Origin of the sequence: Acinetobacter sp. 1000160 (genome assembly GCF_000588715.1) — a bacterium.
Classification (GTDB): Bacteria; Pseudomonadota; Gammaproteobacteria; order Pseudomonadales; family Moraxellaceae; genus Acinetobacter; species Acinetobacter courvalinii.
This window is the reverse complement of sequence record NZ_JFWP02000003.1, coordinates 456,084-482,532: the sequence shown is the minus strand read 5'-3', so window position 1 is coordinate 482,532 and position 26,449 is coordinate 456,084. Positions and strand designations below refer to the sequence as shown.

Genomic DNA, 26,449 nt, shown 5'->3' with positions numbered 1-26,449 from the left:
TGCAATTATGATGACGGCGTAAAACTCAGCCCCAAGCCGAACCAGTGCTGTTTCTCTGCACGCAAGCGATCACCAAAGGATGCTTCCAGGCTTAACACATTGGGGATAATACTGTACTGCACTGCGGTCTGGAAGAATGGTGCCTGACGGTCCTGATTGTAGGTTTCAAGAATTAACCCCAGCCGATCCGTTATGTTATAGGTTGAAGCCACGCCCCAACGAACCAGATGCTCATCGGCATGTTGATAACCAAGATTGGTATCTAAAGCTAAACGTTGATCTAAAAATTCAAAACTTACAGGTACATTGAAAAACCAGTCCAGCTGGCCACTATGATGTGAAACATCATCACGTGAGAGCAACAAACTAGAGCCAACAGCCCAATCATTTTCCATCGGTTTTAATATGGTTTTGGCCTGAGCTGAAAAACCATGAATCTGATCAATATCCTTGCTGGAATGATAACCTAAGGATATTTCTAAATTTTCATTAAGATTACAGGCAGGCACAACTTGATAACCCCAACTGCCATCTTTATTACGCGTATAGGTACTTTCCAGCTGGCAATGCTGTGCCGTTGTAATCGAGACATCATCGGTATTGATCAGCGGACCCGCCTTCGTTTTTTGTGTCAGCACTAAACCAGAAAAAACAAATACATGAATAACAGCAAGCCATTGAATGGACGCATGAAAGAACATAGGCTTCTCCCCATTTTAGGTGAGAAACTAAACAGGTTGCAGTCAATAGAATAAATTTTGTGAATACAGCAAAATTATACAGAAGGGTTAAAAAATTTATTTCAAAGCTATCTCATTGCAAGACAGCCGACCTAACAGGCGCTCTTGCTCAGTATTCGCTTTGGTTTAATCGTTTGATCAACCCGAACCTCGAACAACTACCCATTTAGGATCTCCGTGAATAAATTCAAAGGCATTATAGGACATGCGAACTGATTCACAAGCCCTATCCCATGAATTTTTTATTACATGATAAAATTTCAGGCTAAATTAAAGCTCTCTTACCACTACAGTTTTTGCCATTTTGTCATGCCAGCCTTGTTTCTTGGCATCGAAAGCCACCCAGATCAAGCCAATAAAAAACACCAGCGTTGCAGGAATATAACCGATATAACGAATTACCCCTTGCCCAACGCTAATATTTTCTCCAGTTTTTTCATCCAGCACTTTCAAACGCAGTAAACGCTTACCCGGTGTACCAGCAAACTTGATCCAGCAGAAAATATAAAATATGGCGCTAATGATTTGCCAGATCCAGTCTGAAGTAGACATAAACTGGAACGATGAAAATCCATCAGAAGCGACCGTGGTTTCACCACCACCAAAAATCATGGTTAATGGAATCAAGGCCACCAGTACGATAATTGAATCAATAATTGCTGCACCAACACGAATCCAGAAGCCGGCATACTCGTATTTCTCAGACATTTTCCCCTCACTTTTTATTTGTAAAAGTTAATATTTAGCAATAATAACCTGTTGTTCCAATGATTTATATTATGTTTTGTTTTAATTCCCGATCAAAAAAGTCAACGGTTCGCTGCCATACCAGTTTGGCTTCAGGTAGACCACGACTGACACTCCGGAAACCATGTGGCATGTTATAAGTATAGGCTTCTACCCGATCTCCCAGTTGCTGGATCAGTTTATTGCGTTTGCTTGCCGGACAAAATGGATCGATGCTTGACCAATGTCCCTGTAAAATACGCACCTCATCCAGAGATTCTTTTTTCGGAATGCCAGCCCCTTCAATCCCTAAAGAATGGTGATAAACCACAGGCGCCAGCATATCGTCACGTTTTGCCATCTGAATCACGTATCCCCCGGTCAGGCACTGTCCCAACATTCCTAAACGACCATTAGATCTTGGGTCTGCTTTAAGCGCATCCAGCAAAACATGGATTTCCTGATTGACCTCGCTATCAGTTGCGTTACTGCGACCTGCTTTGCTTACCATGGCACGAATACAGTATTTCACTGCGCCGCCACTAAACAGATTTGGCACATAGACCAGATAACCGCGATCGGCTAAGTCTTGGGCATCTTCCCGATAGACATCAAGTATGCCAAATAACTCGTGTAGCAATAAAATTGCAGGTGCTTTTTCAGCAGTCTGTGCAGGTGCATACACTTCTACTTCAATTTGACGTGTCGGTAATGTGATTGTTTTTATTTCCATTGCAGTCATCCATCGCATGCGAATAGATTCCATACTATTTATGACAATTATCATTGTCAAATAAAAAAGGATGCCTGACGACATCCTTTTTGCAATGGAATTGAAACTTGAATTAAATACTTAACAAGCTATTTAATGTCTCAGCTACATTTTTAGATTTTACTTTCGGTTGCAAGGCCTGAAGCGCTTGCTGGACTTGAGTGCGTTGTGGTTCGGCCAAGGTGTACCAGCGAGAAAGCACCTGTAGTAAACGTGAACCCAAGATTGGATTTTTCTCATCCAGATAAGCTGCCAAGCTGATGAAATGATCAACACCAAAGCTCCAGGTATTCACTGGATTGGCTGCCAGACCGCCGCTGACCGAACGGATACGGTTAGGTGTACCGAGATCATAATCTACATGCTTGGTGAGATATTCAATGGTTTCAGCTGTCGCATTTGGATTAGAGGCCTGAATGGTAAACCATTGATCCAGAGACAAGGCTTCATCTTTAAAACGGTTATAGAAATCCGCTAATGCAGCTTGCGCCTGCGGTGCATCATTCCAGACCAAAACACGTAATGCGCCTAAACGTTCAGACATGTTGCCCGTGTTCTGGTATTGCGCATAAGCCAGCTCAAATACCGCATCATCACCCTGACGCGCCAGCATATTTAACATGATATTTTTCAGCGCACGCACCCCCATTGCCAGAGAAAACTCTTTTTGCAATTCAGGATCTAGAGCTAGATACGTGTCTTTCCAGAATGAGCCCAACTCACGTGCTAAACGGTTCAACACAGCCTCGCGCTTTTCCAGCACCAGCTCAGGTTCATAGTCCTGATCGATACGGCTACCTAAATAATTTTCGCTTGGCACATCAAATAAACGTGATGCCAATAGAGGATCTTTATTGACCAGCTCAGGCAAGGTGTTCTGAATCGCCTGAATATAAATATCGGCTTTATGGTCGTCTAATAAAATCCGTTCCAGCAAGGTTTGGGTGGCTTGCCACTGGTTAAAGCCATTGGTTTCATGCTGGATCAGGAAAGCCAGATCATTATCGGAATAATCAAAGACCAGATTCACAGGTGCAGAGAAATTACGCAATAACGATACAACAGGTTGTTCAGTCACGCCTGTAAATTCAATCGTGGCTTCATTCTGGTCAAATAAATACACACCATCTTTGACATCATTCACAAACAGATCAGCACTGTGCAAGATGTATTGCTCACCGCTATGGGCATTGAATAATGCCAAAGCGACAGGAATTGGCACTGCCTTCAAGTCCGGATATTTAGGATGTGCTTTTAGACTTTGTTTCAAGCTGAGGCGATAAGTTTGTGCAGCTGCATCATACTCACCTTTGGCCTCTAGCTTTGGTGTACCTGGCTGGTTGTACCAGGTCAGGAAGTTAGAAAGATCAACACCTGAACCTGCGCTCAATGCAGCAACCCAATCTTCAACCGTAACCGCTTGTCCGTCATGACGGCGGAAGTATTCATCGGTACCCTGACGATATTTTTCTTTACCCAGTAAGGTCGCCATCATGCGGTTGATTTCCGCACCTTTCTCATACACCGTCGCCGTATAGAAGTTATTAATCTCGACAAAATGATCCGGACGTGGCGGATGTGACAATGGACCTGCATCTTCAGGGAACTGATGCGATTTTAATACCGCCACATCATCGATACGTTGTACCGCAGCAGATTGTAAATCTTCAGAGAAGGACTGATCACGGAAAACAGTTAAGCCTTCTTTTAAGCACAGTTGGAACCAGTCACGACAGGTAATCCGGTTACCGGTCCAGTTATGGAAATATTCATGGGCAATCACCGATTGAACACGCATAATCGCAGCATCGGTGGTGTATTCTTCATCGGCTAGCACGCATGAGGTATTAAAGATATTTAAACCTTTATTTTCCATTGCGCCCATGTTGAACTGACTCACCGCAACAATCATATAGTTATCAAGATCGTAAGGGCGGCCATAATGTTCTTCATCCCAACGCATTGAATGCTTTAAAGCTTCCATGGCAATGTGACATTTAGGAATATCTTTTTCAATTGCATAGATTTCCAATGCCACATCACGGCCTTCAGACGTGGTGTAACGATCTTTCAATACCGCCAGATCACCAATCACACAGGCAAATAAATAGCTGGGCTTTTTGGTTGGATCTTGCCAGATGGCAAAGTGACGGCCATTACCGGCATCACCTGTTTCCAGTAAGTTCCCGTTTGCGAGCAATACTGGATATTTCTTATCGGCTTCTACCCGGGTAGTGAATTCAGCTAGCACATCTGGACGATCTGGATAGAAGGTAATTTTACGGAAACCTTCAGGTTCGTTCTGGGTCACAAACAAGTCACCCGCCTTGTATAAACCTTCAAGCTGGGTATTTGATTCAGGGTGAATCACTACCTGAGTTTGAATAATGACCTGATCTGGTGCATCGGTGATCACCAATTGTTCACTGTCCAGACGATACTGATCCGCATTGAGCACCTGACCATTTAACTGGATCGATTTTAATTCCAGATCACGCCCCAGCAGGACTAAATCACCTGCAGTCTGGCGCTTCATCACCAATGTCGAGTCTACAAGGGTATGCTCATCATAAACCTGAATATCCAGGTTGATCGATTCAACGAGAAAGGATGGCTTTTGATAATCTTTTAAATAAATGGTTTGGTCTGCTTGTACAGGAGGCTGTGCCGCAATATTCATCAGTATTCCTTATCTTTCATCATGTCGTTTAGATGGTCTTGTTGGCAAGACTTCTTGATCAATCGATCATACGCCAACTTGAACAACCTGTCTTTAGACGCATACATTGGTTTTAACAGTTTTATTGGGCTTGATCTCGCACTTTTCAAACTGAATACGGATAGAACCTAGACGTTTAGACAGAATTACAACACAGTTTTCCATTCTTAAATAAAAACTACAGAACCGGTTGCGTTATATCGCCTAACTTACATTTTTTGATTGGGTTTTACATTTTGTGCATGGTTATTGCTTAATCAATTATGCCAATCTAGGTCAATAAAATAACAGAGGGTGATGATGATGGAATTAAAAGCACATCTTTATCGTTTAGAAAATATCAAGGCGATCCATGATCTCGCAAAAGCAGGTGTGGATCATCATGTCATTTCCGTTTTTTTAACTGCAGAAGGAATCGAGCTGAGTACACTAGAAGTCACCAATATTGTGAATACCTATGATGCGCTTGGCAAAGAAAAGCTGCCAAGTAAAAAAGTACAGGCATTGATTGCCGCTAAAAAAATTGGACAGGAGGACGAAAACTTACCATGCCCTGTTTAGCCATTCACTTTAACCATAAAAAAACCTCGAAATCGATTCGAGGTTTTTTTTATTACATTTAAGGCGTGGCGCTATCAGTACGCAGCCAGACCACCGTACGTCCCAGTGCGGAAACGCCCATATAACCCCGCATACGTAGACGCTTTCCTTCACCCGTGACCACACCTTTACCTTTATAGACACGACCCGATGTTGGCTCTAATACACGCCCATCTATATAAGAATCTGGTTTATTTGGATCTTCTCTAAAACCAGACAAAATTTCCAATCCTAGAATCGGTTTATTGGTGTTCGGTGCCGCACATTTGGTACAGTTTGTTAATGCAATTCCATGCGAATTTGGATAACGATAAATAATCTTTCCATGATAACGACCGTCATTGCCTTTACGGATTTCGACAATAGAAAGTTGCTCACCGGTTCGTTCTTCGATACTTTTCCAATAACCTTCAATTGAAGCTGAAAATGATGCTGCGCTCGCGCAAGCAAATGTGAGTCCCATGATTCCTTTCATGAGCATACGATTTAGCATATTCACCCCGTCTAAAAAACAACCTATCCAAAGAGATGGGTTTAAAGCACGAAAATTATCACAATTTTCATAAAGTTACACTGTACGACAGAGTTCATTTGTATAAGAAATAACGGATTTTATGCATTAACTTCATAAGAGAATGAATACTCTTTAGGCAAATAAAAAAGCCTAAAGCAGTCGTTTAGGCTTTCTTAAAAATCAGGCTCGGTTATGGATTTGCACTATCGGTACGCAACCAGACTTGTGTCCGTCCCAATGCAGAAACCCCCATATACCCACGCATACGTAAACGCTTACCATCAGCACTGAGTTGGGCTTTGCCTTTATAAACATTGCCGCTTTTCGGTTCTAATACCCGTCCATCGATATATTGATTCGGGTTTTTCGGATCTTCTTTCAATCCCCAAGCAATTTGCAGCCCTAAAATAGGTTTGTTTTTGAATGGTTCAGGACATTTTACACAATGGGTCAAGACCGTACCGCCAGGCACCGGATAACGGTATACGATTGTGCCGGTATAGGTATTATCTGCTTTTTTCTTGATTTCAACGATTGAAAGTTGCTCACCTGTGCGGTCATCAATACTTTTCCAGAAACCTTCTGGTGTTGCGGCAAAGCTCATGCTGGCGAATACTGCCAAGCAACTCCCCATGATTCCTTTCATGAGTGCATTTTTTTGCATAATAATCTCCGTAATGCAAAATAGATCCATCTATAACTTCATTTTTATGCCATCGTTTACACACAGTCAACACAACGCATGATTATTTAATCCATTAAAATAAAAGAAAATTTTAATCAATTCACACATTCTTGAATTAGTGATGCCAGATTGGCACAGCGTGTAAAATTTCACCCCATCGTTTAGAACGCCACAAAGGTATAAAGCATTTAACTTTGGCTTTATATATCTGGTTGAATTCAGTCATTACGACACTATCCAGCAACGTCATGCTGATATGAATAACAGAGCTTAACTGTCTATAAACTTTGCATCACTCTGCCTACAGAGTATGTATAATTCCCTTTTAAATGGTCATAGGTTTAACATCAATGGATTTACAGATTCTACAAAAACAGTTAGATGAAAGTAGCCATTGCCCTCTATGCCAAGCCTCAATGAACTGGGTCGAAGCTGAACAATACGCACAAGAATTTCAGTTTCATGAATGTAGTCATTGCCAGCATCGAGTGTTTAAAAGCGATAGTAAACTCAATTGTCATTGTGCCCAATGTACCGCTAGCCGTAAGAAACAGACCCAACAAACCATTTTACAAGAACAACGTAAACATAAAGTCAAAGATGAAGTGGTCTATGGTCTTAATCAACTGAGTTTCTTGCATAAACTTTTTTTGCTGAGTGTGCTCGATGGTTACGCGCGTGAAGACGTACAGCATGATGAACTGATTCATTGGCAAAACATTAAATATCATGACTTTACTCCCAATTATCTGTTTCAGCACCAGCTTGTTCAGGAACTACTGAAATCCGGGATATTGAAATCGCAAGATAGCCATATTGAAACCGAGCATTTTTATCTGAATATCCGGCTGGATGGCTACGCGGACCCAAGCCTGTTCAGCATTGCTCAACAATTACGGCAATGGTTTTATGAAAACCTGAGCTTGGGTATTCCCTTTAAAAGTACAGATGAAGTCAAAGATGTGCTGTACCTCGTGCTCTACCAAGAGATTGTACAATTCATGCAGTTCTCTTGCCGCACCTGGGGTATTCAAATTGCGGGGAACCACCCTTTTCAGGCATTCTGTTACCGCTTGATGGAAGGTCTTGCGGTCGGGCAGATTTTCTATCTGATCCAGACAGCACTGGAATATCTGCACAAACAGAAAGCCTTACAGCCGAGAAATGACAAGTTTATCAATACCAATTTGCTGAAAAAGACATTGGAACAATATCGTGAACGTGCTTTGTCTGAACGTTGGGAAACCACCACCTTGCCACGTCCTTACACCATTCCATTCAGTAAAATGAGTGAAATATTATTGTTTAAATTTCTGGGTTATGACGAAAGTGTTTTTATCCAGCCAGTCTGGAAATCTTGGCGAAAAATCGAGCCCCGTTTAAACTTTTATTCGGTTAAGCGTTGCATGTATTGTGGTTCCAATGATCTGATCGTAGATTATGATGCGCAAGATTATGTCTCATTGATCTGCCGTAAATGTAAGCATCAAGATCACTATTTCACCCATTAACGCCCTGTTTAAAGCTGCTATAAAGGATATGTCATGTCACTAAAACAACAACTGATTGATCAAGTCATTGAAGCTTGGCGTGCCTTACAACAACAGGCTCCTTTAGTGCAATGTATGACCAACAGCGTTGCCAATAATTATGTCGCCAACATTTTGCTGGCTGCAGGTGCTTCCCCTGCCATGATTGATAATCCTTTTGAAGCTGAAGATTTCACCCGAATCAGTGCAGCACTCAGTCTAAATATCGGTACCCCAACCACTGAGCAAACCCAAGCCATGTTAATTTCGGCGAAAACGGCACAGCAGCATCAGGTGCCTTGGGTACTTGATCCGGTAGGTTATGGCGCAGTTTTGAAATGGCGTAGCGAAACCGTTGATCAGCTTCTGCAATTCCACCCCAATATTATACGTGGTAATGCTTCTGAGATCAGTACATTAGCAGGCAACCAGATTCAGTCTAAAGGTGTAGACAGTACCCTAAACAGTCAGGATGTATATGTACAGGCAAAAAGCTTATTGCAACATACCGAGTGTGTGGCGATCTCTGGCGAGTCTGATTTCATCATATCCAAGCAGCTCGATGCAGTTATTCAGGTCAATGGTGGTTGTCATTTACAGCCTAAAATTACCGCCACTGGTTGTGCCTTGGGTGCTTTAACCGCGGCCTATCATGCAGTTGCTCCTACTACGATTGCAGCGCTGGCTGCACATATTCATTTTGCTATCGCTGGGAAACTGGCCTTTGAGCATGCGCAGACTGTAGGTAGTTTTAATATCGCATTTTTGGATTATGTGCATATGCTTGATGATAATTTAATTCAGCAGTATGTTGATATTGAGGTTGTTTAAGGCAACATATGTACGGGATAAAACGCACTGAATAGTGCGTTTTTTTATGGGATAGATTATTCTTCTCCATTAAACTGCCAATACACCTCACCCCATTCTGCTTTAGGAAGCACTGGCAATATTTCACTTTGGGTGAAATAAGTTCAGATATCAGGTTACCCAGAGATAAAAAACAATCTATTTGAATCACAAAAAATTTTTGCCAAGAACACGTCATTTTCTTAAAACTATTTCTTATTCTTTTCCTCTTCCAATTCTTCTGGCGTACAGTAACTTGGAACGATTTTCATAGTTTTTACATCAAAATATTCGCCACAAATTTCCCTGCCATTTTCATCAGTTCTACGTCCTAATTCCTTTTTTTGTTCCTCAGTCATCGAATCTAAGTAATTATAAAAAAACATATGATCAATTACTTCTGGATCATTAAAGCTGATACTTAGCTCAATTCCAAATTCTTCACCTTTTTGATTTTCATTACACACCGCCGTAAGATTGTAGCTCACCAGTGTTTTTGAATGGAATTTACTTCTAATTTCATCATGCATTGGATAAGCACCAACAAGTATACCGTCTACATCAATCGCATCTTTAAAGGTACTTCTCACTTGCTCCGTATCAGGTTTCTTTAGCTCTTCTTCTATTTCTGTATCTGTTTCTTTCTTTATATCGTGCTCTGGTCGTTCTAAACGGAAACGCAAACTATCGATTTGCTTGTCATTCTTTCTTTCAACCAAGCGAACACCTATATCATCATAGATATATAAATTGGTTAAGTTAGCTCCATCCGTGCTGTCCACCTTTCTATAATTTTTTCCTAATGCCTTGATCCAAGACTCAACATCAGAGTTCATATAGAGATCTGTACCATTATAATTAATTGCACAACCATGCACCTTAAACCGATATTGTGGATTTAATTTTTTTACAAATCCTTCAGTATCAGAATCTGTCTGGGCAGTTGGCTGACCATTGCTGCAACTCATACATAAAATAATAGGTAAAAAGCCTAATAGAATCTTTTTAGCGTAATCTGTCATTTTATACCAGTAATGAAGTTTATTGAGAAAGTTTCTCTTTACTAAATGCCAAATTGCTATCACCATCCCCAACTACTTTTTCCACCAGTATCCATGTCGTTTCAACCCTTATTGGGTTTTCAATTGTATCTGGCGTTGTAAAAAGATCTGGATTCATTTTAAAGCTGAAAACTTTAGGAGCTAATTTCCAGTCTTCAGGATGCTTAGCTGACATTTTTTCTTCTTTTATCATAAAATTACAAGCAGAGTATGGCTCAATTGAACGATAAATCCCTGTCACCATGATCGGCTCACCAGTTTTAACCATAATATTCGTATTGAGCTGATATTTAGGTAAATACTCTGGAAAATCTATCCCCACAACATACTCATCTTCTAATAGATCTTTATAATCCCATTGAGCTGTATAATAATCACTAGCAATATAGATATTCGTTGCTCGAGTTAGAACAATTTTTTCTTTAGCTTCATATTTTTCGACAGCTCCTTTTTCTATTTTTTCCATCCAGTCATATGGATAATCTCTACCCTGTGCGATTGCAGCATTATTAATGCTGCTCATTCTTCTTAATATAGGCAAAAAGCCCTCTTTTAAGTCATCCAAGCCATCAACTAAATGATGTAACACTCCTTTAAAATTTGGTAGTACGATGGTTTCCCAGCCATAGTCGGCTTGATGAGATGGATGTTGGGTACGATGATCGGGTGCTAAATGAGCACTATATTTATCTAATAGTTCTTCAGCATATTGAATCAACTCCTCCCATAACTTTACCGTTTCATAGTAATAGTTATATGAAATAAATTGTTCAATTGCATAGATCTCTTGAGGGAATAACTCTAGCTTCTTTAAATCAATCATTTTAATTATATAAATCTCAAAATTTTAAATGCCCCGAAGGGCATATTAGTTATTCGTCACCATCCCAATACCAATACACCTCACCCCAGTCTGCTTCAGGAAGCACTGGCAATATTGCACCTTGAGTAAAATAGAGCCTTGTATCCGGTTGTGCGGGAGTAGACCAGTAACCAGCTTTCTTTACTTTTTCTCCACCTTTTTGAGATATTCTTTCTTCATTAAATACCAAACTGCCGTCACCCTCCTCAACTACTTTTTCCACCAGTATCCATGTCGTTTCTACTTCTTCTGAATTTTCAATTGTATCTGGTGTCGTAAAAAGGTCAGGATTCGTTTTAAAACACTGAACCGCTGGAGCTAATTTCCAGTCTTCAGGATGCTTAGCTGACATTTTTTCTTCATGCATCAGAAACTTACATGCTGAATATGGTTCAGTAGATCGATAAAAACCTGTCACCATAATTGGTTCATCAGTTTTTACACTTATATTAGGATTTAAATAATATTTAGGTAATATTGGAGGATACTCTACACCCACATCTCTTTTATATAAATCATTTTTTAATAGATCTTTATAGTCCCATTGCGAGTCATAGTAATCACTTGCAATAAAGGTATTATTAGCTCTTATTGATACAATATCCTGTTTAGCTTTATAAATAGCAGCCGAGCCTTTTTCAACATGATCCATCCAGTCATAGGGATAATCTCTCCATTGAGCAATAAGAGCATTACGAATGCCACTCATTCTTCTTAATATAGGCAAAAAGCCCTCTTTTAAGTCATCCAAGCCATCAACTAAATGATGGAGGACGCCTTTAAAATTTGGTAGTACGATGGTTCCCCACACATAGTCGGCTTGATGAGATGGATGTTGGGCACGATGATCGGGTGCTAAATGAGCACTATATTTGTCTAATAATCCCTCAGCATATTGAATCAGCTCCTCCCATAACTTTACCGTTTCATAGTAATAATCATACGAAAGAAATTGTTCCAATAAATAAATTTCTTTTGGAAATAGCTCTAGTTTATTTAAATCAATCATTTAAATTATATAAATCTCAAAATTTTAAATGCCCCGAAGGGCATATTAGTTATTCTTCACCATCAAGCTGCCAATACACTTCACCCCAGTCAGATTTGATCTCAGGTAAAATTTCACCTTCTTTAAAGTATTGACGAGAATTCTCTTGTGCAACTGTAAACCAATAGCCTGTTTTAGGACAAATCTGACCTGCCCGTACACTCAGTTTCTCAGGAGAACTCGCATAGCAATAAGTATCCTTAATACCAATATTTTCAATATCAAATATATAAGTTTTCTCTTCTTCTGGAATTGTTCCATCCAAATAACGTTTATCTTCCCAGATTAAACGCCATTTGACATCTACCCACTCATCAGTGCCTTCTAGTTGATAATCTGTTGCTCTCGAGCCATCTAAGAAATAGTTAGGACAACCCACTTTTCCATTAATCGGCAACCATGGCTCATAAATACCCGTAACTGTTACTTCTTCACCTGTAGTTATTTGCCCAATTGGATTTTGGTTAAAAGGTGGACATATTGGAATCGGTTCAGGATAAATTCTTAAAGGTGGCCATTCTTTAGAGAAAAAAATAGTCTCATAGGACCATTTTTGAGATTTTCGTATTGTATTTTTATCAATATATGCAAATGGCTCACTTACCTTGCCTGCTAAGTAACTCTGCATACAAATATTACGATACGCTAATGCAATTAATATTAAGCGTATAGAACCTGTATGTTCTACTTTTCGCCCTAGTGGATCAGCCTTATAATTTACTGGATCAAGAATATCAGTTGATCTGGAAATACCTAGACCTAATAAGATATAAAATGGATCTTCATATATTATATTTTCATCAGCATATCGATCAAATAACCAATCAGTAAAATCGATATTACAAAAACTATTATATGCTTCTCTTTTATGTTGAGTCGCTCTAAGTAGTGTCAAACCATTCTCTAACTCAACTATTTTATTCAGATAATGAATATACTCACTCTCATGTCTTTTTTGTAAATACTCAGCATATGGGTGTTGCAGTACTTCTTTCGGTGGATTTCTTAACTGCCTTTCAAAAGCATCTAAAAATTGCTGATATAAGTTACGTGCTTGATCTAAAAAAGTATAACTTGTGTATTTCTTAATTAAATAAAATGCCCTAGCTCGTGCTTCTTGTATCTCTACTGGTAAATTAGTTTGATTATTCAAAATTTACACACCATCAAACTGCCTCCTCACCCCAATCAGATTTGATCTCAGGTAGAATTTCACCTTCCTTAAAATATTGACGAGGATTCTTTTGTGCAACTATAAACAAAGAGCCTTTTTTAGGATAAATCTGACTTGGACATATACTCAAATTTTCAATAGACTCAACATTGATCTAGGTATCTTTGATACCAATATTTTCAATATCAAAGATATAAGTATTCTCTTCTTCTGGAATGGTTCCATCTAAATAACCTTTATCTTCGTAGGTTAAAAGATTCAAAAAATATTTTTCCACCAACTATTAGTTTTTCGCTGCTGGTTCTCTTCTATAAATCTATCAATTTCTGCATCTATTCTAGGTTTATTAGCCGCTCTTATAAGTTTTAGCACTTGATTTAGATCATCTCGACTCCAGAGATGAAATAGGCCCATAGAAGCGCCCATGGCTTCTACAATCGTATGATGTACCTTCTCATTATCATAACCTTCTAACTTTTTACTGAACATATCAACTACTAGATCAGTAAGATTAGGCTGTAGATCATTATAAAAATCTATTCCTATTGTATCCTCTAAACTATCATCCTGTAGAGTCCACTTAGGTACTGGCAGATAGAAATCATCAAAAACAATATCAACTCGTATAATGTTTTTATAATATATAATTCTTTGTGTACCATTGAAACGATTCGCTATTATTTTTTCATCATCCCATATCAATTCTTTAGTCAGATATGGCCTAGAATGTTTATTTTCTATTTGTTTATTTTTACGGTTAAAAAAACTAAATCGCATAGTTTTACCTCACATTAAAATAATGTCTAATTAATATATGAGTTAAGCAAGCTTAAAGACACTCTTTGCAAAATATATTTATTAAAAAAACCTATAACTTTAAGAGTACAAAAATAATTAAAAATCGCTTCCACAAAAAAATCCTTCTTAAAACAACTCTAGTTCCTTTAATTCAATCATTTTAATTATATAAATCTCAAAATTTTAAACGCCCCGAAGGGCATATTAGTTATTCTTCACCATCAAAGATCCAATATTCCTCACCCCAGTCTTTATTATATTTCGGAATTAATGTTCCCTTAGTAAAATACAAACGCTTCTCCTTTTGGCTAGATAAAATCCAATAACCTGTTCTTGGGCATAGCTCGCCACCTATAACTTTTAAATCAGGTGTAGCAAAAACATCTATCTCCTCTCCACCAATATCCTCAAACTCACCTTCTACTAATTCAACAAAATACCAACTACAATCAGCCTTAGAAAAAACATTATTTGCAATCAGCTCTGGGGCCAATCTTAATTGGCTATCATAATTTAATTTTACATAACCAAAATCGTCATCTATTTTCTTTTTTTTAATATTTTCAATTGCGAATGTTCTTAGTTCTTCAGATGGAGTCCATGCTGTATATTCATTAAACTTAGAAAACAATTGCTTGCCTAAAGCATTTATTGTACGGCACTTTTCTAACCATCCTCTTTCAAATGTATCAGACTCCTGATAAGTCCAAGCAAATTGTGGTACACCATATTGATCACCCACTGGGATATATACACCTGTTTTTGAGATAAGTTCCCCACTATTTACTCGTATATCTGTACGAATTGTAAATTTAGGTACTTTATGATCAAAAATTTGAAGTTCTTTAATCACTTCAAATAAACTATATAAACTCCATGATCTTGGAGGCTTAACACAAGAATCGTAATAACTACATAATCTGTATAATTCATCAAAACGCATTTTAAAATCTGTTTCTTCTTCTTCTGACATCCAGTTGGGTTGAAACTCACCTAACATACGTGCTGTGTTATATGCAGGTGTCCAGCCATATTTTTCCTGTTTAGTCTGTTCTATAATTCGAATCAAACCTAGTCTGAAATCGAGTAAAGACGGGTAAGCATAAGTGCTCCAATTGGCTGATGTATCCCCCATTTCCCAACCTTCTTGCAATAGGACACGATCTCGATATTGTTGATCAGCGAGATCAATTACTCCACCAGTATATTGAATCAAATCATCCAGTTTGGTTAGTAACATCTCTAAATAAGATCGTGAAGTAACATAATAGATGAGAGCAACTGATTGCTTTTGAAAACGAGTCAATTGCTGTTCTATATTCTGCATTATGAGCATCTCTCAGTTTTATCTATTAATAACTTGTCCAGGTATATTTGGAAGACCAATTCTGACATCTTTTAGCTGCTCATCAAAATCAGTCATTCCCCAATTTGTATCATAAGGACCACGAATATTCGGTTCTTTAATTTTGCTTCGTACTGCCTGATATTTAGCTTTGTCAGCTGGAGACAGACTATTATAAGCATCCCGTCTTATGGGAGATTTAAGCGATAAACGTCCATAAGTATCCACGGGATAATAAATGGTATTGTCGAACTTTCCTTCTTTGAAAATAACTTGTTCCCAACCACCTGATAAATGATAACTATCTCCTAAAGCATCTTTTGTTTGGCTTGAGGCAGGGCCACGCCACACCTTAATTGATTGACCAGCAGGAATATCATAAATTACAAACTGACCATTTGCATTCCAATCTGGCCATACCGCAAGATATTTACGCCAAGCCGCTTTCGGATCAGGACTATTTTTAATTTTAATAAAGACTTCTTCTGTGACCCAACACTCGCCAAACGCACCATTTGCAGGTGAAGTTACACGGTATAATCTGGCAGGTCCATTAATAATATCTGCTGACAACCTACTAAATGAAGCAATATTATAATCAGCCAAAGGAGGATAGCCATCCTTTACCATTTCATTAACCATCTTTCTTTTACTAGCCGGCTCTAATGGTGCATGTTTTAAATCACCATTACTTAACCAAGTCGGCCGTGGCTTTTTAGTACGCATTAAAGTAATGGCACGTGCTTCCGGCAATGTACCTCTAAAGTGAACATTAGTAGTATTTCTCACTGCTGTTCTTTGTAGATATGACTCCATATCTAATCTATAAATAACTCTTGCTAAAGCATCATTAAGTGGTGCCAAAGCTTTTGCCAATGGGGCATCTGCAGCATTTCGAATTTTTCTCACAATAGCGACAGTATTTCTAATTTTATCTTTTAGACCAGGAATATATTTGGCCTTATTTGTTAAGTTATCCAATAGCTGAATTCCTCGGTCAAAAGCAGCCAACAACTCCTTTGCACTAAGCTTATTTTTTACTTTTATAATTTCATTCTTTAAATAAATAAGAATATCCACGTTCGGTAGATATTTTTTAATATAATCTTGTACTTGTTTTTTTCTTAAAAAAGTAATAACCCATGTCATAGCTGAATCGACAGCTTTAACAACGGCTTTTCCCCCGCTTCGTCTTACAAACAAGAAGAAGATTTTTAGAACCCCTTTAACCAAACTCCCTAAGCTTGGAAATAAACCAATTAAAGTAAGTGCCAAAGCAACCCAAGCCCACTGATCTGAAATATCTTCATTTAACTTTTTACAATTTGCCACTAAATCACGGACATCACATATCTGATCCACAAATGGGATCATGGAAATTGCAGCATCAAATACAATTTGCCCTGTACTACGATTATCATTAAAGTCTCCTTCAATGGCTTCTACCATCCACTCCCATATACTTTTTTCCTCTTGAATATCTTTTTGTTCACCAGTCATCCAAGCCAATGCATCTCTAGCTTGCGTAGCATTAGGAATACTATTCGCCATTATTTACATCCCCATAACTACGGATTGATGAGTCGTCTTCAATTTCTAATAACTCTTCTAATGGATTGGCAATTTTTTCTTTACCTTCTTGAGTTTCATATACTACTTTTTTTATAGTTTCAGGTGGTACATTTTCATGCCTAGCAAATCCATTAGCATCTAGTTTTCCTGCTAATGTTGTTCCATTTTTAAAGAAAATTTTATAGCCATTATTTGCGATACCCTTTCTTGTTTCAGGGTCAAGATAATCTAATTCAATCCAATTTTTTATATCAGCGCCGGGTAAAGTTATTGGTGTTAACTGAACATTTGCCCCGCCCATAAACAAATGCTGCCCCGCCTTCACCTCAAACTTGCCACTTGTAGTCGGAAATATCCCTGAGCCATTGAGCTTGATTTGAGAACCACCCGCTGTAATTACAATTTCTTTTGGACTGGTAATTTCTATACGATCTTCGGTCGAGATAATCTGGATGCCTTGCTTGGCCAGTAAATCCATACCATCGGATTGAGCATGCACCTCAAATTTACCTTTGGCAGCGACCTGCTTGATCCCATTCTGTGCCGCAAACAGACTGATTCGATTTTGCGCATGCGTAATCAGATTCTTTTGCGTACTCAGGTTAATGCTATTGCCTGCAATCTGATTAATCTGCCCATCCGCAGAAACATGAATATCTTCATGGGTACTCAGGCCAATCCCCGCCGGTGAACTCAGTAGCAATAAAGCTTTATTAAATCTGGCAATTTTTACTTCAATCTGTTCAGCAAATGCTTTCAATTGCTCAACCGATTCAATTTCGTCAGTCTGTTGGTTCTTGGCAACTTCGCTTAAGGCTTTGGCATTACTTTGATTACTTTCGAGCTGCTGTTTGGCTGGCTCTGCATCCAGATGCTCGCCTTGGGCCTGATCCTGTTTCTGCGTACTCAGCAATAAACCTTGACCTGCACGTAGGGCTCCCCATTGATCGGTCCGCAGTTCAAAGCCTTCACCACGGTCTTCACTTTCAGCCTTGTCCTTTGGATGGCTCAGTTTACCGAGATTCAGTTGGCTGGCGGCATGACTGCTTTGTAGTTGTGCACTGATCTGACCCGTGGTGTCATCAAAACGCAGTTGGTTAAAGCCTTCGCCTTGGTATTCTTTAGACTTGATCCCTGCCAGTTTCTTGGTATCCGGCAGCTTGCCAGCATTATCAAACTTGGTTGGGCTACGCTGTGCTTCATGAATTCGTCCCACCACATAGGGACGATCAATATTGCCGTCAAAGAAGTTGATCACCACAATCTCACCGATACGTGGCAAGAAACGTGCACCATAACCTTCACCTGCCCACGGTGTTAGGACATCGATCCAGGCAGAATCAGTATCGTTGTCATTGGCACCTGCACCACCATCGTGGCTATGGTCCTCTGTACGTGTAAACAGGAAGCGGACTTTAATGCGTCCCCATTCGTCCACATGGATCTCATCACCACTCGGTCCCACCACGCGAGCGCGTTGTGGATGGGCTGCTGGTCGATGCTGCAAAGGGTTGTATTCTGGCACCAATGCCATATTACGGCGTTGTAGCGTCAGCTGATTCGCCTGGCGTTCGTCGGCTTGTGCTGCACTCAAGCCTTTTAACTGCCAATGACTGTGCTGAAGTAAGGCATGAACCTGATCTGTCAGGTCCTTGGGTAAATTATTCTGGTTATAAAAGCGTTTTGAGGTAATTAAAAATTCTTTGTCTGCGCCCTGATGCTGATCAATTTCAGGATGTTCATTCAATTCAAACCAGTAACCGACCTGCGCATCCCGAACTGTCGAATTTGCAACAAACTGCTTGGCCTGAGCATCGTAGTATTGTCCTAAATTCTGATTCAGTTTTTCGATCTGGGCATTGCCTGCTTTGGTGGTGCCATCTTCACCATTCAGGTCCTGAATCCAGGCCGGTGAAAAATGCCATGCCTGTTCCAGCGCCAGTTGTTGGTTATCATGCTGGTCACTATGTTGATGCTTACTCTGAACACTACCCGCACCTTCTTCCTGCTCCAAAGCGTCAGCCTGCCAACGCTGTATATGTACCGCGCCAGGTTGTAATGTACGCTGGGCGACGAATGCGGTGATACTGTCCTGTGTTTCCGTGGCACTAGTGCGATGAAAACGGATATGACGGCGATCCAAAGCGTTATATTGAGTATTATCATCAATCAGTCTGAGTTTCTGGGCCTGAATCTGCTCACTTGAGCTGGCAACTTTTAACTGGGCTTCATCAATCAGCCAGTTAATCCCTTCACTCCGCATCAAACGGGTCAGAAAGTCATAATCGCTTTCATTACTCTGCATAATAAAAGGACGGACATCATAGTCTTTGCTAAGTCCGCTGACATCCAGAGTCAAACTGGCTGCAAATAACGGACTTTTAGACTGCCATTCCTTAAAGATGGTCTGGATGACATCTGGAACTGATTTGGCCATAAACACACGGCTATTACGTCGATGCTTCCATAAAGCTGTCGGGTCTTGTACGCCGAGTTTATACAGGGTGAGCGAACCATCGCTCGCACCAACATCAGCCTGGGTCACGATACCGGTGATACGGGTCAGTTCAGCCCGATCAGTCACAATATCAATGGCAACCTGACTGCCAATAAAACTTTTTAATGGAATGACGGCACTGGTCGAAAGACAGAGCAGTTGAAGCTCAATACCCTGATTAAGCTGATGAGTGCCTTCTACATATTGTAAGAATACTTGATCATTTAAAGATGAGTTGGAGAACTGAGCATGGATCGCACGTTTTTGCGCGTTCAGCCCTAAAGTCTCTAAAGCTTGAAAGATATTTTTCAGCATCTTTTTATAGATTATTTAATAAAATTTCGCGCATTTTATAAACAGCATACATACTTGTCTATATTTTTAATGTTACGCCCTTACCAGCTTTTCTGCCCATGAACAAAATCATCTGAGAAAATAAAAACATAGCTCACTGTACGGATAAGTCTAAAAATCAGGAATATTTTTATTCAAAAACGAATCAACTTCACCTCTGCACTCAAGTGCAGTTGATTCAGATAAAATTAAATGCTTGCCTTAAAATAATATTCGCTTGGCATATCAATTACTTCCACACATAGCTGTAGCGGTAATTGATTCTCTACCGGCAGATAGTTTTTTTGTTCCAGTATCGTCAATAAAATACTGCCTAAATCCTGCTTTTGTGCCGCAGTTCTACCGCTGAGCAAATACAGCTTTAAATGGATATAGGCATCTTGCGTTTCACCCATTCCAATCAAAAAGGCCTCATCTTTAAAAATACGCGACTTTACATCATTCGGGCTAAACAGATGGGTTGCAATCAATGCCGAATTGACACTACTAAGTAATGTATGCTGATCCAGTTCAGTCAGATTGGCCGAATAATTGGCAACGAGATGAGGCATGTTTGATTTGTCCTATTCAATAAACAGTAAAGCCAGACGAACCTGATCATAGGCCATACGCGGGCTGGTGGCTTCCACAATGGGGCGCAACTTGATTGCACCATCGTCGGTAAAATGTTCCGGATTTTTACGCTTATGCAAGCGTTTATAAATCTTGCGCACTTCTTCAACCACTTCATCACCAGGATTGGCCACCGAAATATCCAGCCCCTGCTCCTTATGCAGTCGCGCCAGATGATTGATAATCGTGGCAGGCGTTAAACCACGCTCATGGGCAATATCTTCAATTTCATAACCACCTTCGAATAAAGCACGGGTTTCATCTAAGGTCGCTGCAGCGTAGTTCTGCTTGCCGCCTTTGGCAATTTTTTTCTCATTGCGTGCGATTTCAGTCGCGTTCAGCGTACCGCCACAATGACGAATAAAGGCATTATGCTGGGTCGTGAGATCAATATTTTCAAAGTTGGCTTCCGCTTCGGCAGACAGTTCCTGAAAACGACGATCTGCTTTTATTGCCAAGCTATCCAGTTCTAACGCCTGCTCATTAAAGCCCAGTAATTTCAATCCCGTAAGTGACTTTAAGCGGGATAAAGCCACATAACCCTGACCTTTCTCAAAGGTATGACTTAAATTGATTTCTGCCGCCTCCAGCGTCATGCCTTGGCTTTTATGAATAGTAATGGCCCAAGCCAGACGTAAAGGAATCTGCTGATAACTGGCAATCACCTTTCCTGCTTCATTTTCGATTGACCATGTTTCCGGTTCAACCAGAAAAGTGGTGCCATCGGTCAATTTGACTTTCGGCAAAATACCTTGCTTATCATCTTCTTCAAAGCCAATGACTTCGCCCAAGCTGCCATTGATATAACCCATATCAAAGTTATTTTTAACAAACATCACTTTGGCATGTTTTTTAAGGGTCAATTCTTCTGGCGCGCGCACTGAGGATTTCAGGGTTTCAATTAACTTTTCATTACCGTCCAGCACTGCATTAAATTGATGACTTTCGTTGTCGATTTCATTGAGATGCTGATAGTTAATATTATCCACATCCATATTATGGGTGTACAACCGGGTAAAGGTTTCCCCAATATCATGCTGGCGTGACTGATGTAAGGCCGAGATATGATTGTCCTGAATATTTTGCGCCCGAATCGCATTCAGAATCTGGTTAAGAATCTCGTCATCCTGACGATGCTGTTCAGTTAAATAACAGACCCGGAATTTGGCCTCGACCCAGGCATCGGACATAAAACAGAATTTATCACGATTGTTTTCATCTTTTCTGCCCACAGGCGGTAACTGGAAGAAATCCCCAGCCACAATCACCTGAATGCCACCAAAGGCTTCATCACTTTCTTTAAAGTATTTTAAGACCTGATTCACCAGATTCAGTTGCTTGGCATGCAACATGGAAATCTCGTCAATAATCAGGACCTGGGCATTTTCCAAATGCTCTTTTAAATATTTACGCTCTTTCATCCGCTTGAGGTCATCATCACTCAAGCTGTCTTTAATCCCGATACCCGCCCAGGTATGAATCGTCATCCCGTTCATATGCGTTGCCGCAATACCGGTCGATGCGGTAATCGCAACCGGAACTTTGCGTGCTTTTAAATAATGAATGTACTGATTAAGCGTATAGGTTTTTCCTGCACCAGCTGAACCCGTCAAAAAAACATTTTCCCCAGCTTTAAGTAACTTCAGTGCAGTCTCTTGTTTCATAATTTCTTCAGTCAAAAACAACAGCACATAGCTTAACGATTTTTTGGCAAAAATAAAAATCTAATCCAGTCCCAATCTGCGCTCTAACATGAAATGACGATCAGTGACTCAACTGCTGAGCTCGTATATTTACGTTGACATCCAGATGTTTTCATTTAAGGTATTTATTAATGAATTCAGACTTGATCTATAAAAATGACGACTTCAAATCTTTATACTTATCAGCCAGATATACTAGGTGAAGATTATCAGCAACTGACCTTAAATTTCGCTGATGATTATGATGGGAAAGTTGTAGCCACTCTGGTACGCAAGAAAGCTGCTCAAACCACAAAAAAAGCAGTTTTATATATTCATGGATTTGCTGATTATTTCTTCCAGAAAGAAATGGCAGAACAGTTTAACCAGCATGGTTATGATTTTTATGCACTGGATCTGAGAAAATATGGTCGTTCCAGACTACCCCATCAGAAGTTCTATTATGTAGTTGATTTACGCGAATACGATGCCGAAATCAGCAAAGCCCTAGAAATCATTGGACAAGAAAATCATCAACAGGTGGTATTGGCTGGGCATTCGACTGGCGGTTTGATTGCAACACTGTATGCTGCACATTATCCAGATCACCGTTTAATTAAAGCAGTTTGGGCCAATAGTCCTTTTTATGATTTCTACAAAAGTACCATCGAGAAAAAACTCGGCATTCCCTTACTCAGTGAAGTTGGTAAACGACTACCAAAGGCGAAGTTCCCAAGTGGTCTCAATCCATGGTACACCCCAAGCTTACATCAAGATTTCTATGGGGAATGGGATTTCAATTTAGACTGGAAACCGAAAACCATGCCCTTTGTGAATTTAAGTTTTGTGACGGCGATTCATGAAGCACAAAAAGAAATTCATCAAGGCGTGAGCTTAAGTGTTCCCACCTTGATCATGCACTCACATCAATCCAACAATCCGAGAAAATGGGGTATTGATGCACAGCAGAGTGATGTCATTTTGGATGTCAAAGATATGACACAGAATGCTAAGAAAATGAAAGGTGATGTACAAACTCTAGCAATTCACAATGGTTTACATGACCTTGTGCTTTCAGCCCCACCGGTACGGGAAAAAGTCTATCAGGCGCTGTTCGACTGGCTGGCAGAAAAACTCAAATAATCACCATGATCTTGCGATGCTCAGCAGTCACGATAGCGTCTGAGCATCTGCTTTGCAGTCAATAACTCCAAACAATCAGGCCATTCTACGGGCATATCTTTAAAATATGCGCTTCTTGCTACAACTTGAGACAGGATGAGGACATCTGTTGTATAAATGCTTTAAGATGCCTAAATCTCCTCTATCCATCCTTGGTACGCGATAATGACAAAGTCCACTTTTATGAAAACCGTCAATGTGATTCAACATCTTGCCTTTGAAGATCTGGGTACTTTAGAAGATGTCTTTTATCAGCTCGGTTTTCGCGTACGGTATTTTGAAGCAGGTGTCGATGATCTCAGTCCGGCCCTGAATTATGAAGGCCTCACTGTAATCTTGGGTGGACCAATTGGGGTATATGAAACAGAAGATTATCCTTTTCTGCTCGAAGAAATTGCCGGATTGAAACAACGCCTGAAAGCCAATAAGCCCACCCTCGGTATTTGCTTAGGCGCACAATTGATTGCACATGCGTTAGGTGCAAAAGTTTATGCAGGGCAGCAAAAGGAAATTGGCTGGAGTCAGCTAGAGATCAAAGCGGTTGAAAATAATCCATTAGCATCACTTGAGCATGTAGAAGTATTGCACTGGCATGGCGATACTTTTGATTTACCAGAACATGCAACCTTACTGGCAAGTTCGGCAATCTATCCGAATCAGGCCTTTTCTGTCGGCAATAATATTCTGGCCTTACAGTTCCATCTTGAAGTGGTCGGACAGAACTTTGAAAAATGGCTGATTGGGCATACCTGTGAAATCCGTCATGCAGGTCTGTCTATCCCTCAGCTCAGAGCAGATAATTTGGCATATGCCATGCAACTGGAACAACAGACTGCAAAAGTCGTGCAACACTTTTTGAATAACTTAGCAAACACATAATTTTCAAAATCTGCCTAATCACACTCATTTCAAGTGCTTTAATTTTTAAAGCACTTCTCCCCCTCACCTCCAAATGCCCACTTGAATGAAAATAAAGAAATAAATACATCTTAGACAGAAAATAAATACGCTTTAGGACAAATATCATCATTTGAAGGCTGAAATATTGCAAGAAAGAGCAATTCATTCTAGTGTTGAATGAATTAGGCAGTCATTGCCAAACGATAAGTAATATTTTTGTGTTGGAGAAAAATGGCTCTTTTAAAATTCATCAAAAGTTTTCATACGCTAAATACGTATTTGGTCTTGGCTTCCATTTTATTTATTGTGCTGCTGGTTTATTTTTACCAAGTCAATCCGCTTTAATCATTTCCAATTAAAAAGGGCCTAATCTATTAGGCCCTTATACTGTTACTTCTTGTCGGCTTTAAAGCTGTCTTTCAAGTCAAGGATACGGTTAAACACTGGTTTTTCTGCTTGATGATCATGCTGATCCGCCACAAAGTAACCTTCACGTTCAAACTGGAAACGATCTTCAGGTTTTGCTTGTGCCAAAGCAGGTTCAATCACGGCCTGAACTACTTTTAATGATTCTGGATTCAGATGAGCCAAGAAGTCATCATCTGCATCTGGTGCCGCTTCATTAAATAAACGATCATAAATACGGACTTCAGCCGGTACACCTTTGGTCGCAGAAACCCAATGAACCACGCCCTTCACCTTACGACCTTCAGGATTTTTACCTAAAGTCTCCGGATCAATCGAGCATTTAAGCTCAACCACTTCACCATTGGCATCTTTGATCACTTCATCACATTTGATCACGTAGGCATGGCGTAAACGCACCTCACCCTCAGGAATCAGACGTTTAAAGCCTTTAGGCGGGATTTCTTCAAAATCTTTACGATCAATATAAAGTTCACGCGTTAACGGAATAATGCGTTCGCCCATATCCACGTTCGGATGACGTGCATGAGTGAGTTCCAATTCCTCAGGTAAATTGGTAAGCGTAACTTTAAGTGGATTCAATACTGCCATACCGCGTGCTGCAGCATTTTCCAATGACTGACGGATACAGAACTCAAGCATCGCCACATCGACGATACCATCGGTTTTTGAAACGCCAACACGCTTACAGAAATCACGCAAGCCTTCAGGGGTAAAACCACGGCGACGCATCCCCACCACGGTTGGCATACGTGGGTCATCCCAGCCGTGTACATAGTTGCCTTCAACCAGTTTACGCAATTTACGTTTTGAGGTAATGGTATAGTCAACATTTAAACGAGAAGACTCGTACTGACGCGGTACTGCTTGCGAATGAACTTTCTCGACAATCCAGTCATAGAATGGACGGTGGTCCTGGAACTCTAGGGTACAGAGTGAATGGGTAATGCCCTCAATTGCGTCTGACAATGGGTGAGCATAGTCATACATTGGATACATTTTCCATTTATCACCGGTTTGGTGATGCTCTGAATGCAATACACGATAAAGAATCGGATCACGCATATGCACATTCGGGCTGGCCATATCAATTTTGGCACGGAGTACAGCACCGCCCTCTTGAATTTCACCATTACGCATTTGTTCAAAATGTGCCAGGTTCTCGGCAACCGATGCATCACGGTAAGGTGAGTTTTTACCAGGTTCAACGAAATTACCGCGGTTTAGCTTGATTTCCTCTGGAGTTTGCAAATCCACATAGGCATCACCTTGTTCAATTAACTGAACGGCCCATGCATATAACTGATCAAAATAACCAGAGGCATAACGTGGCTCGCCATCCCAGTTAAAGCCTAACCATTTTACGTCGTTGGCAATACCATCAACATATTCTTGTTCTTCAGCATCCGGGTTGGTATCGTCAAAACGCAAATTACATAAGCCATCGAATTCTTCGGCAATCCCAAAGTTCAGACAAATCGCTTTCACATGACCAATATGCAAGTAACCATTTGGCTCAGGCGGGAAACGAGTTACAACTTTTTGGGTACGACCTTCTTTTAAATCATCAGTAATGACTTGACGAACAAAATCTAAGCCTGCCTGTTGTTCTTGCTGCGCAGCATCGACAGAGGCTTGAGTATTCGGCGTCGGGGGCTTTGGCAGTTCTGAAACAACATCATTTGGCTTCATAGGGTGTAAATCACTTCTTACAGTTAAAAATGGGAAATAAAAACGCAATCTTTACTATTTATGAAAGATTTTAACGTTTTTTACTTGCCTTGTAGTTTACAGTTTGCTTA

At 40.1% G+C, this 26,449-nt stretch carries 22 protein-coding genes; 5 read left to right on the top strand and 17 right to left on the bottom strand.

What is annotated here, in order from left to right; all coding sequences use genetic code 11:
- Positions 1 to 5 precede the first annotated feature (5 nt).
- The 4 genes from J699_RS10105 to pepN all read right to left on the bottom strand — a co-directional run bounded on the left by J699_RS10105 (position 6) and on the right by pepN (position 4,918).
- The gene (locus J699_RS10105; RefSeq protein WP_032867288.1) at positions 6 to 701 is read right to left on the bottom strand and encodes a hypothetical protein; all 696 of its coding nucleotides are present in this window, start codon (positions 699 to 701) and stop codon (positions 6 to 8) included.
- Between the two features lie 309 nt (positions 702 to 1,010).
- Positions 1,011 to 1,448 (bottom strand): RDD family protein, encoded by a 438-nt coding sequence (locus J699_RS10110; RefSeq protein WP_005284927.1) that lies wholly within the window; start codon positions 1,446 to 1,448, stop codon positions 1,011 to 1,013.
- A 64-nt stretch (positions 1,449 to 1,512) separates the two neighbouring features.
- A complete protein-coding gene (locus J699_RS10115; protein WP_032867291.1) occupies positions 1,513 to 2,199 on the bottom strand; it encodes a dienelactone hydrolase family protein in 687 nt (228 codons plus the stop codon).
- Between the two features lie 112 nt (positions 2,200 to 2,311).
- The gene (gene pepN / locus J699_RS10120) at positions 2,312 to 4,918 is read right to left on the bottom strand and encodes an aminopeptidase N (protein ID WP_032867293.1); all 2,607 of its coding nucleotides are present in this window, start codon (positions 4,916 to 4,918) and stop codon (positions 2,312 to 2,314) included.
- Between the two features lie 342 nt (positions 4,919 to 5,260).
- Between pepN and J699_RS10125 the strand changes: the two genes are divergently transcribed.
- Positions 5,261 to 5,518 carry a hypothetical protein gene (locus J699_RS10125; protein WP_005229728.1) on the top strand — a complete coding sequence of 86 codons (258 nt, stop codon included), beginning with the start codon at positions 5,261 to 5,263 and terminating at the stop codon, positions 5,516 to 5,518.
- Between the two features lie 58 nt (positions 5,519 to 5,576).
- On the opposite strand, the gene J699_RS10130 is transcribed toward J699_RS10125, so the two are convergent.
- Together J699_RS10130 and J699_RS10135 are read right to left on the bottom strand one after the other, a co-directional pair.
- Complete coding sequence (locus tag J699_RS10130) at positions 5,577 to 6,050, bottom strand: DUF2147 domain-containing protein (RefSeq protein ID WP_005284914.1); 474 nt, start codon at positions 6,048 to 6,050, stop codon at positions 5,577 to 5,579.
- Between the two features lie 211 nt (positions 6,051 to 6,261).
- Complete coding sequence (locus tag J699_RS10135) at positions 6,262 to 6,735, bottom strand: DUF2147 domain-containing protein (protein ID WP_005229723.1); 474 nt, start codon at positions 6,733 to 6,735, stop codon at positions 6,262 to 6,264.
- Between the two features lie 371 nt (positions 6,736 to 7,106).
- Here J699_RS10135 and J699_RS10140 point away from each other — a divergent pair, with 371 nt between their 5' ends.
- Together J699_RS10140 and thiM are read left to right on the top strand one after the other, a co-directional pair.
- Positions 7,107 to 8,267: a hypothetical protein gene (locus J699_RS10140; RefSeq protein WP_032867295.1), complete on the top strand. Its 1,161-nt coding sequence runs from the start codon at positions 7,107 to 7,109 to the stop codon at positions 8,265 to 8,267.
- A 33-nt stretch (positions 8,268 to 8,300) separates the two neighbouring features.
- Positions 8,301 to 9,116: a hydroxyethylthiazole kinase gene (thiM, locus tag J699_RS10145; protein ID WP_032867297.1), complete on the top strand. Its 816-nt coding sequence runs from the start codon at positions 8,301 to 8,303 to the stop codon at positions 9,114 to 9,116.
- Between the two features lie 227 nt (positions 9,117 to 9,343).
- Here thiM and J699_RS10150 read toward each other — a convergent pair whose 3' ends face one another.
- The 10 genes from J699_RS10150 to J699_RS10190 all read right to left on the bottom strand — a co-directional run bounded on the left by J699_RS10150 (position 9,344) and on the right by J699_RS10190 (position 22,121).
- Complete coding sequence (locus J699_RS10150; protein WP_032868245.1) at positions 9,344 to 10,156, bottom strand: hypothetical protein; 813 nt, start codon at positions 10,154 to 10,156, stop codon at positions 9,344 to 9,346.
- Between the two features lie 19 nt (positions 10,157 to 10,175).
- A complete protein-coding gene (locus J699_RS10155) occupies positions 10,176 to 11,018 on the bottom strand; it encodes a hypothetical protein (protein WP_032867299.1) in 843 nt (280 codons plus the stop codon).
- Positions 11,019 to 11,067: 49 nt separating this feature from the next.
- Complete coding sequence (locus tag J699_RS10160; protein ID WP_032867301.1) at positions 11,068 to 12,066, bottom strand: hypothetical protein; 999 nt, start codon at positions 12,064 to 12,066, stop codon at positions 11,068 to 11,070.
- Between the two features lie 49 nt (positions 12,067 to 12,115).
- On the bottom strand, positions 12,116 to 13,261 hold the full coding sequence (locus tag J699_RS10165; protein WP_032867303.1) for an Imm72 family immunity protein: 1,146 nt from the start codon (positions 13,259 to 13,261) through the stop codon (positions 12,116 to 12,118).
- A 276-nt stretch (positions 13,262 to 13,537) separates the two neighbouring features.
- A complete protein-coding gene (locus J699_RS0218650; protein ID WP_032867306.1) occupies positions 13,538 to 14,056 on the bottom strand; it encodes a hypothetical protein in 519 nt (172 codons plus the stop codon).
- A gap of 229 nt (positions 14,057 to 14,285) precedes the next feature.
- Positions 14,286 to 15,404: a hypothetical protein gene (locus J699_RS10170; protein WP_032868247.1), complete on the bottom strand. Its 1,119-nt coding sequence runs from the start codon at positions 15,402 to 15,404 to the stop codon at positions 14,286 to 14,288.
- Positions 15,405 to 15,422: 18 nt separating this feature from the next.
- Positions 15,423 to 16,973, bottom strand: a complete 1,551-nt coding sequence (locus tag J699_RS10175) for a hypothetical protein (protein ID WP_032867308.1) — start codon at positions 16,971 to 16,973, stop codon at positions 15,423 to 15,425.
- Complete coding sequence (locus tag J699_RS10180; RefSeq protein ID WP_032867310.1) at positions 16,963 to 19,806, bottom strand: type VI secretion system Vgr family protein; 2,844 nt, start codon at positions 19,804 to 19,806, stop codon at positions 16,963 to 16,965. Before J699_RS10180 ends, J699_RS10175 begins: the two co-directional genes overlap by 11 nt.
- 227 nt (positions 19,807 to 20,033) lie before the next feature.
- Positions 20,034 to 20,396, bottom strand: a complete 363-nt coding sequence (locus J699_RS10185; protein ID WP_032867311.1) for a 5-carboxymethyl-2-hydroxymuconate Delta-isomerase — start codon at positions 20,394 to 20,396, stop codon at positions 20,034 to 20,036.
- 12 nt (positions 20,397 to 20,408) lie between these two features.
- Positions 20,409 to 22,121 (bottom strand): AAA family ATPase, encoded by a 1,713-nt coding sequence (locus J699_RS10190; RefSeq protein WP_032867312.1) that lies wholly within the window; start codon positions 22,119 to 22,121, stop codon positions 20,409 to 20,411.
- Between the two features lie 195 nt (positions 22,122 to 22,316).
- On the opposite strand from J699_RS10190, the gene J699_RS10195 reads away from it, so the two are divergent.
- Both J699_RS10195 and J699_RS10200 read left to right on the top strand, forming a co-directional pair.
- Positions 22,317 to 23,282: an alpha/beta hydrolase gene (locus J699_RS10195; protein WP_032867314.1), complete on the top strand. Its 966-nt coding sequence runs from the start codon at positions 22,317 to 22,319 to the stop codon at positions 23,280 to 23,282.
- A gap of 204 nt (positions 23,283 to 23,486) precedes the next feature.
- Positions 23,487 to 24,200: a glutamine amidotransferase gene (locus J699_RS10200; protein ID WP_032867315.1), complete on the top strand. Its 714-nt coding sequence runs from the start codon at positions 23,487 to 23,489 to the stop codon at positions 24,198 to 24,200.
- A 411-nt stretch (positions 24,201 to 24,611) separates the two neighbouring features.
- Here the strand turns inward: J699_RS10200 and J699_RS10205 are convergent, their stop codons facing one another.
- Positions 24,612 to 26,339, bottom strand: coding sequence for a glutamine--tRNA ligase/YqeY domain fusion protein (locus J699_RS10205; protein WP_032882806.1), 1,728 nt, complete (start codon positions 26,337 to 26,339; stop codon positions 24,612 to 24,614).
- Positions 26,340 to 26,449 lie beyond the last annotated feature (110 nt).

Excerpts from the sequence above, each read along its gene's own strand:
- J699_RS10105 (WP_032867288.1), bottom strand. The coding sequence starts at position 701 with ATGTTCTTTCATGCGTCCATTCAATGGCTTGCTGTTATTCATGTATTT.
- J699_RS10110 (WP_005284927.1), bottom strand. The coding sequence starts at position 1,448 with ATGTCTGAGAAATACGAGTATGCCGGCTTCTGGATTCGTGTTGGTGCA.
- J699_RS10115 (WP_032867291.1), bottom strand. The coding sequence starts at position 2,199 with ATGGAAATAAAAACAATCACATTACCGACACGTCAAATTGAAGTAGAA.
- pepN (WP_032867293.1), bottom strand. The coding sequence starts at position 4,918 with ATGAATATTGCGGCACAGCCTCCTGTACAAGCAGACCAAACCATTTAT.
- J699_RS10125 (WP_005229728.1), top strand. The coding sequence starts at position 5,261 with ATGGAATTAAAAGCACATCTTTATCGTTTAGAAAATATCAAGGCGATC.
- J699_RS10130 (WP_005284914.1), bottom strand. The coding sequence starts at position 6,050 with ATGCTAAATCGTATGCTCATGAAAGGAATCATGGGACTCACATTTGCT.
- J699_RS10135 (WP_005229723.1), bottom strand. The coding sequence starts at position 6,735 with ATGCAAAAAAATGCACTCATGAAAGGAATCATGGGGAGTTGCTTGGCA.
- J699_RS10140 (WP_032867295.1), top strand. The coding sequence starts at position 7,107 with ATGGATTTACAGATTCTACAAAAACAGTTAGATGAAAGTAGCCATTGC.
- thiM (WP_032867297.1), top strand. The coding sequence starts at position 8,301 with ATGTCACTAAAACAACAACTGATTGATCAAGTCATTGAAGCTTGGCGT.
- J699_RS10150 (WP_032868245.1), bottom strand. The coding sequence starts at position 10,156 with ATGACAGATTACGCTAAAAAGATTCTATTAGGCTTTTTACCTATTATT.
- J699_RS10155 (WP_032867299.1), bottom strand. The coding sequence starts at position 11,018 with ATGATTGATTTAAAGAAGCTAGAGTTATTCCCTCAAGAGATCTATGCA.
- J699_RS10160 (WP_032867301.1), bottom strand. The coding sequence starts at position 12,066 with ATGATTGATTTAAATAAACTAGAGCTATTTCCAAAAGAAATTTATTTA.
- J699_RS0218650 (WP_032867306.1), bottom strand. The coding sequence starts at position 14,056 with ATGCGATTTAGTTTTTTTAACCGTAAAAATAAACAAATAGAAAATAAA.
- J699_RS10170 (WP_032868247.1), bottom strand. The coding sequence starts at position 15,404 with ATGCAGAATATAGAACAGCAATTGACTCGTTTTCAAAAGCAATCAGTT.
- J699_RS10175 (WP_032867308.1), bottom strand. The coding sequence starts at position 16,973 with ATGGCGAATAGTATTCCTAATGCTACGCAAGCTAGAGATGCATTGGCT.
- J699_RS10180 (WP_032867310.1), bottom strand. The coding sequence starts at position 19,806 with ATGCTGAAAAATATCTTTCAAGCTTTAGAGACTTTAGGGCTGAACGCG.
- J699_RS10185 (WP_032867311.1), bottom strand. The coding sequence starts at position 20,396 with ATGCCTCATCTCGTTGCCAATTATTCGGCCAATCTGACTGAACTGGAT.
- J699_RS10190 (WP_032867312.1), bottom strand. The coding sequence starts at position 22,121 with ATGAAACAAGAGACTGCACTGAAGTTACTTAAAGCTGGGGAAAATGTT.
- J699_RS10195 (WP_032867314.1), top strand. The coding sequence starts at position 22,317 with ATGACGACTTCAAATCTTTATACTTATCAGCCAGATATACTAGGTGAA.
- J699_RS10200 (WP_032867315.1), top strand. The coding sequence starts at position 23,487 with ATGACAAAGTCCACTTTTATGAAAACCGTCAATGTGATTCAACATCTT.
- J699_RS10205 (WP_032882806.1), bottom strand. The coding sequence starts at position 26,339 with ATGAAGCCAAATGATGTTGTTTCAGAACTGCCAAAGCCCCCGACGCCG.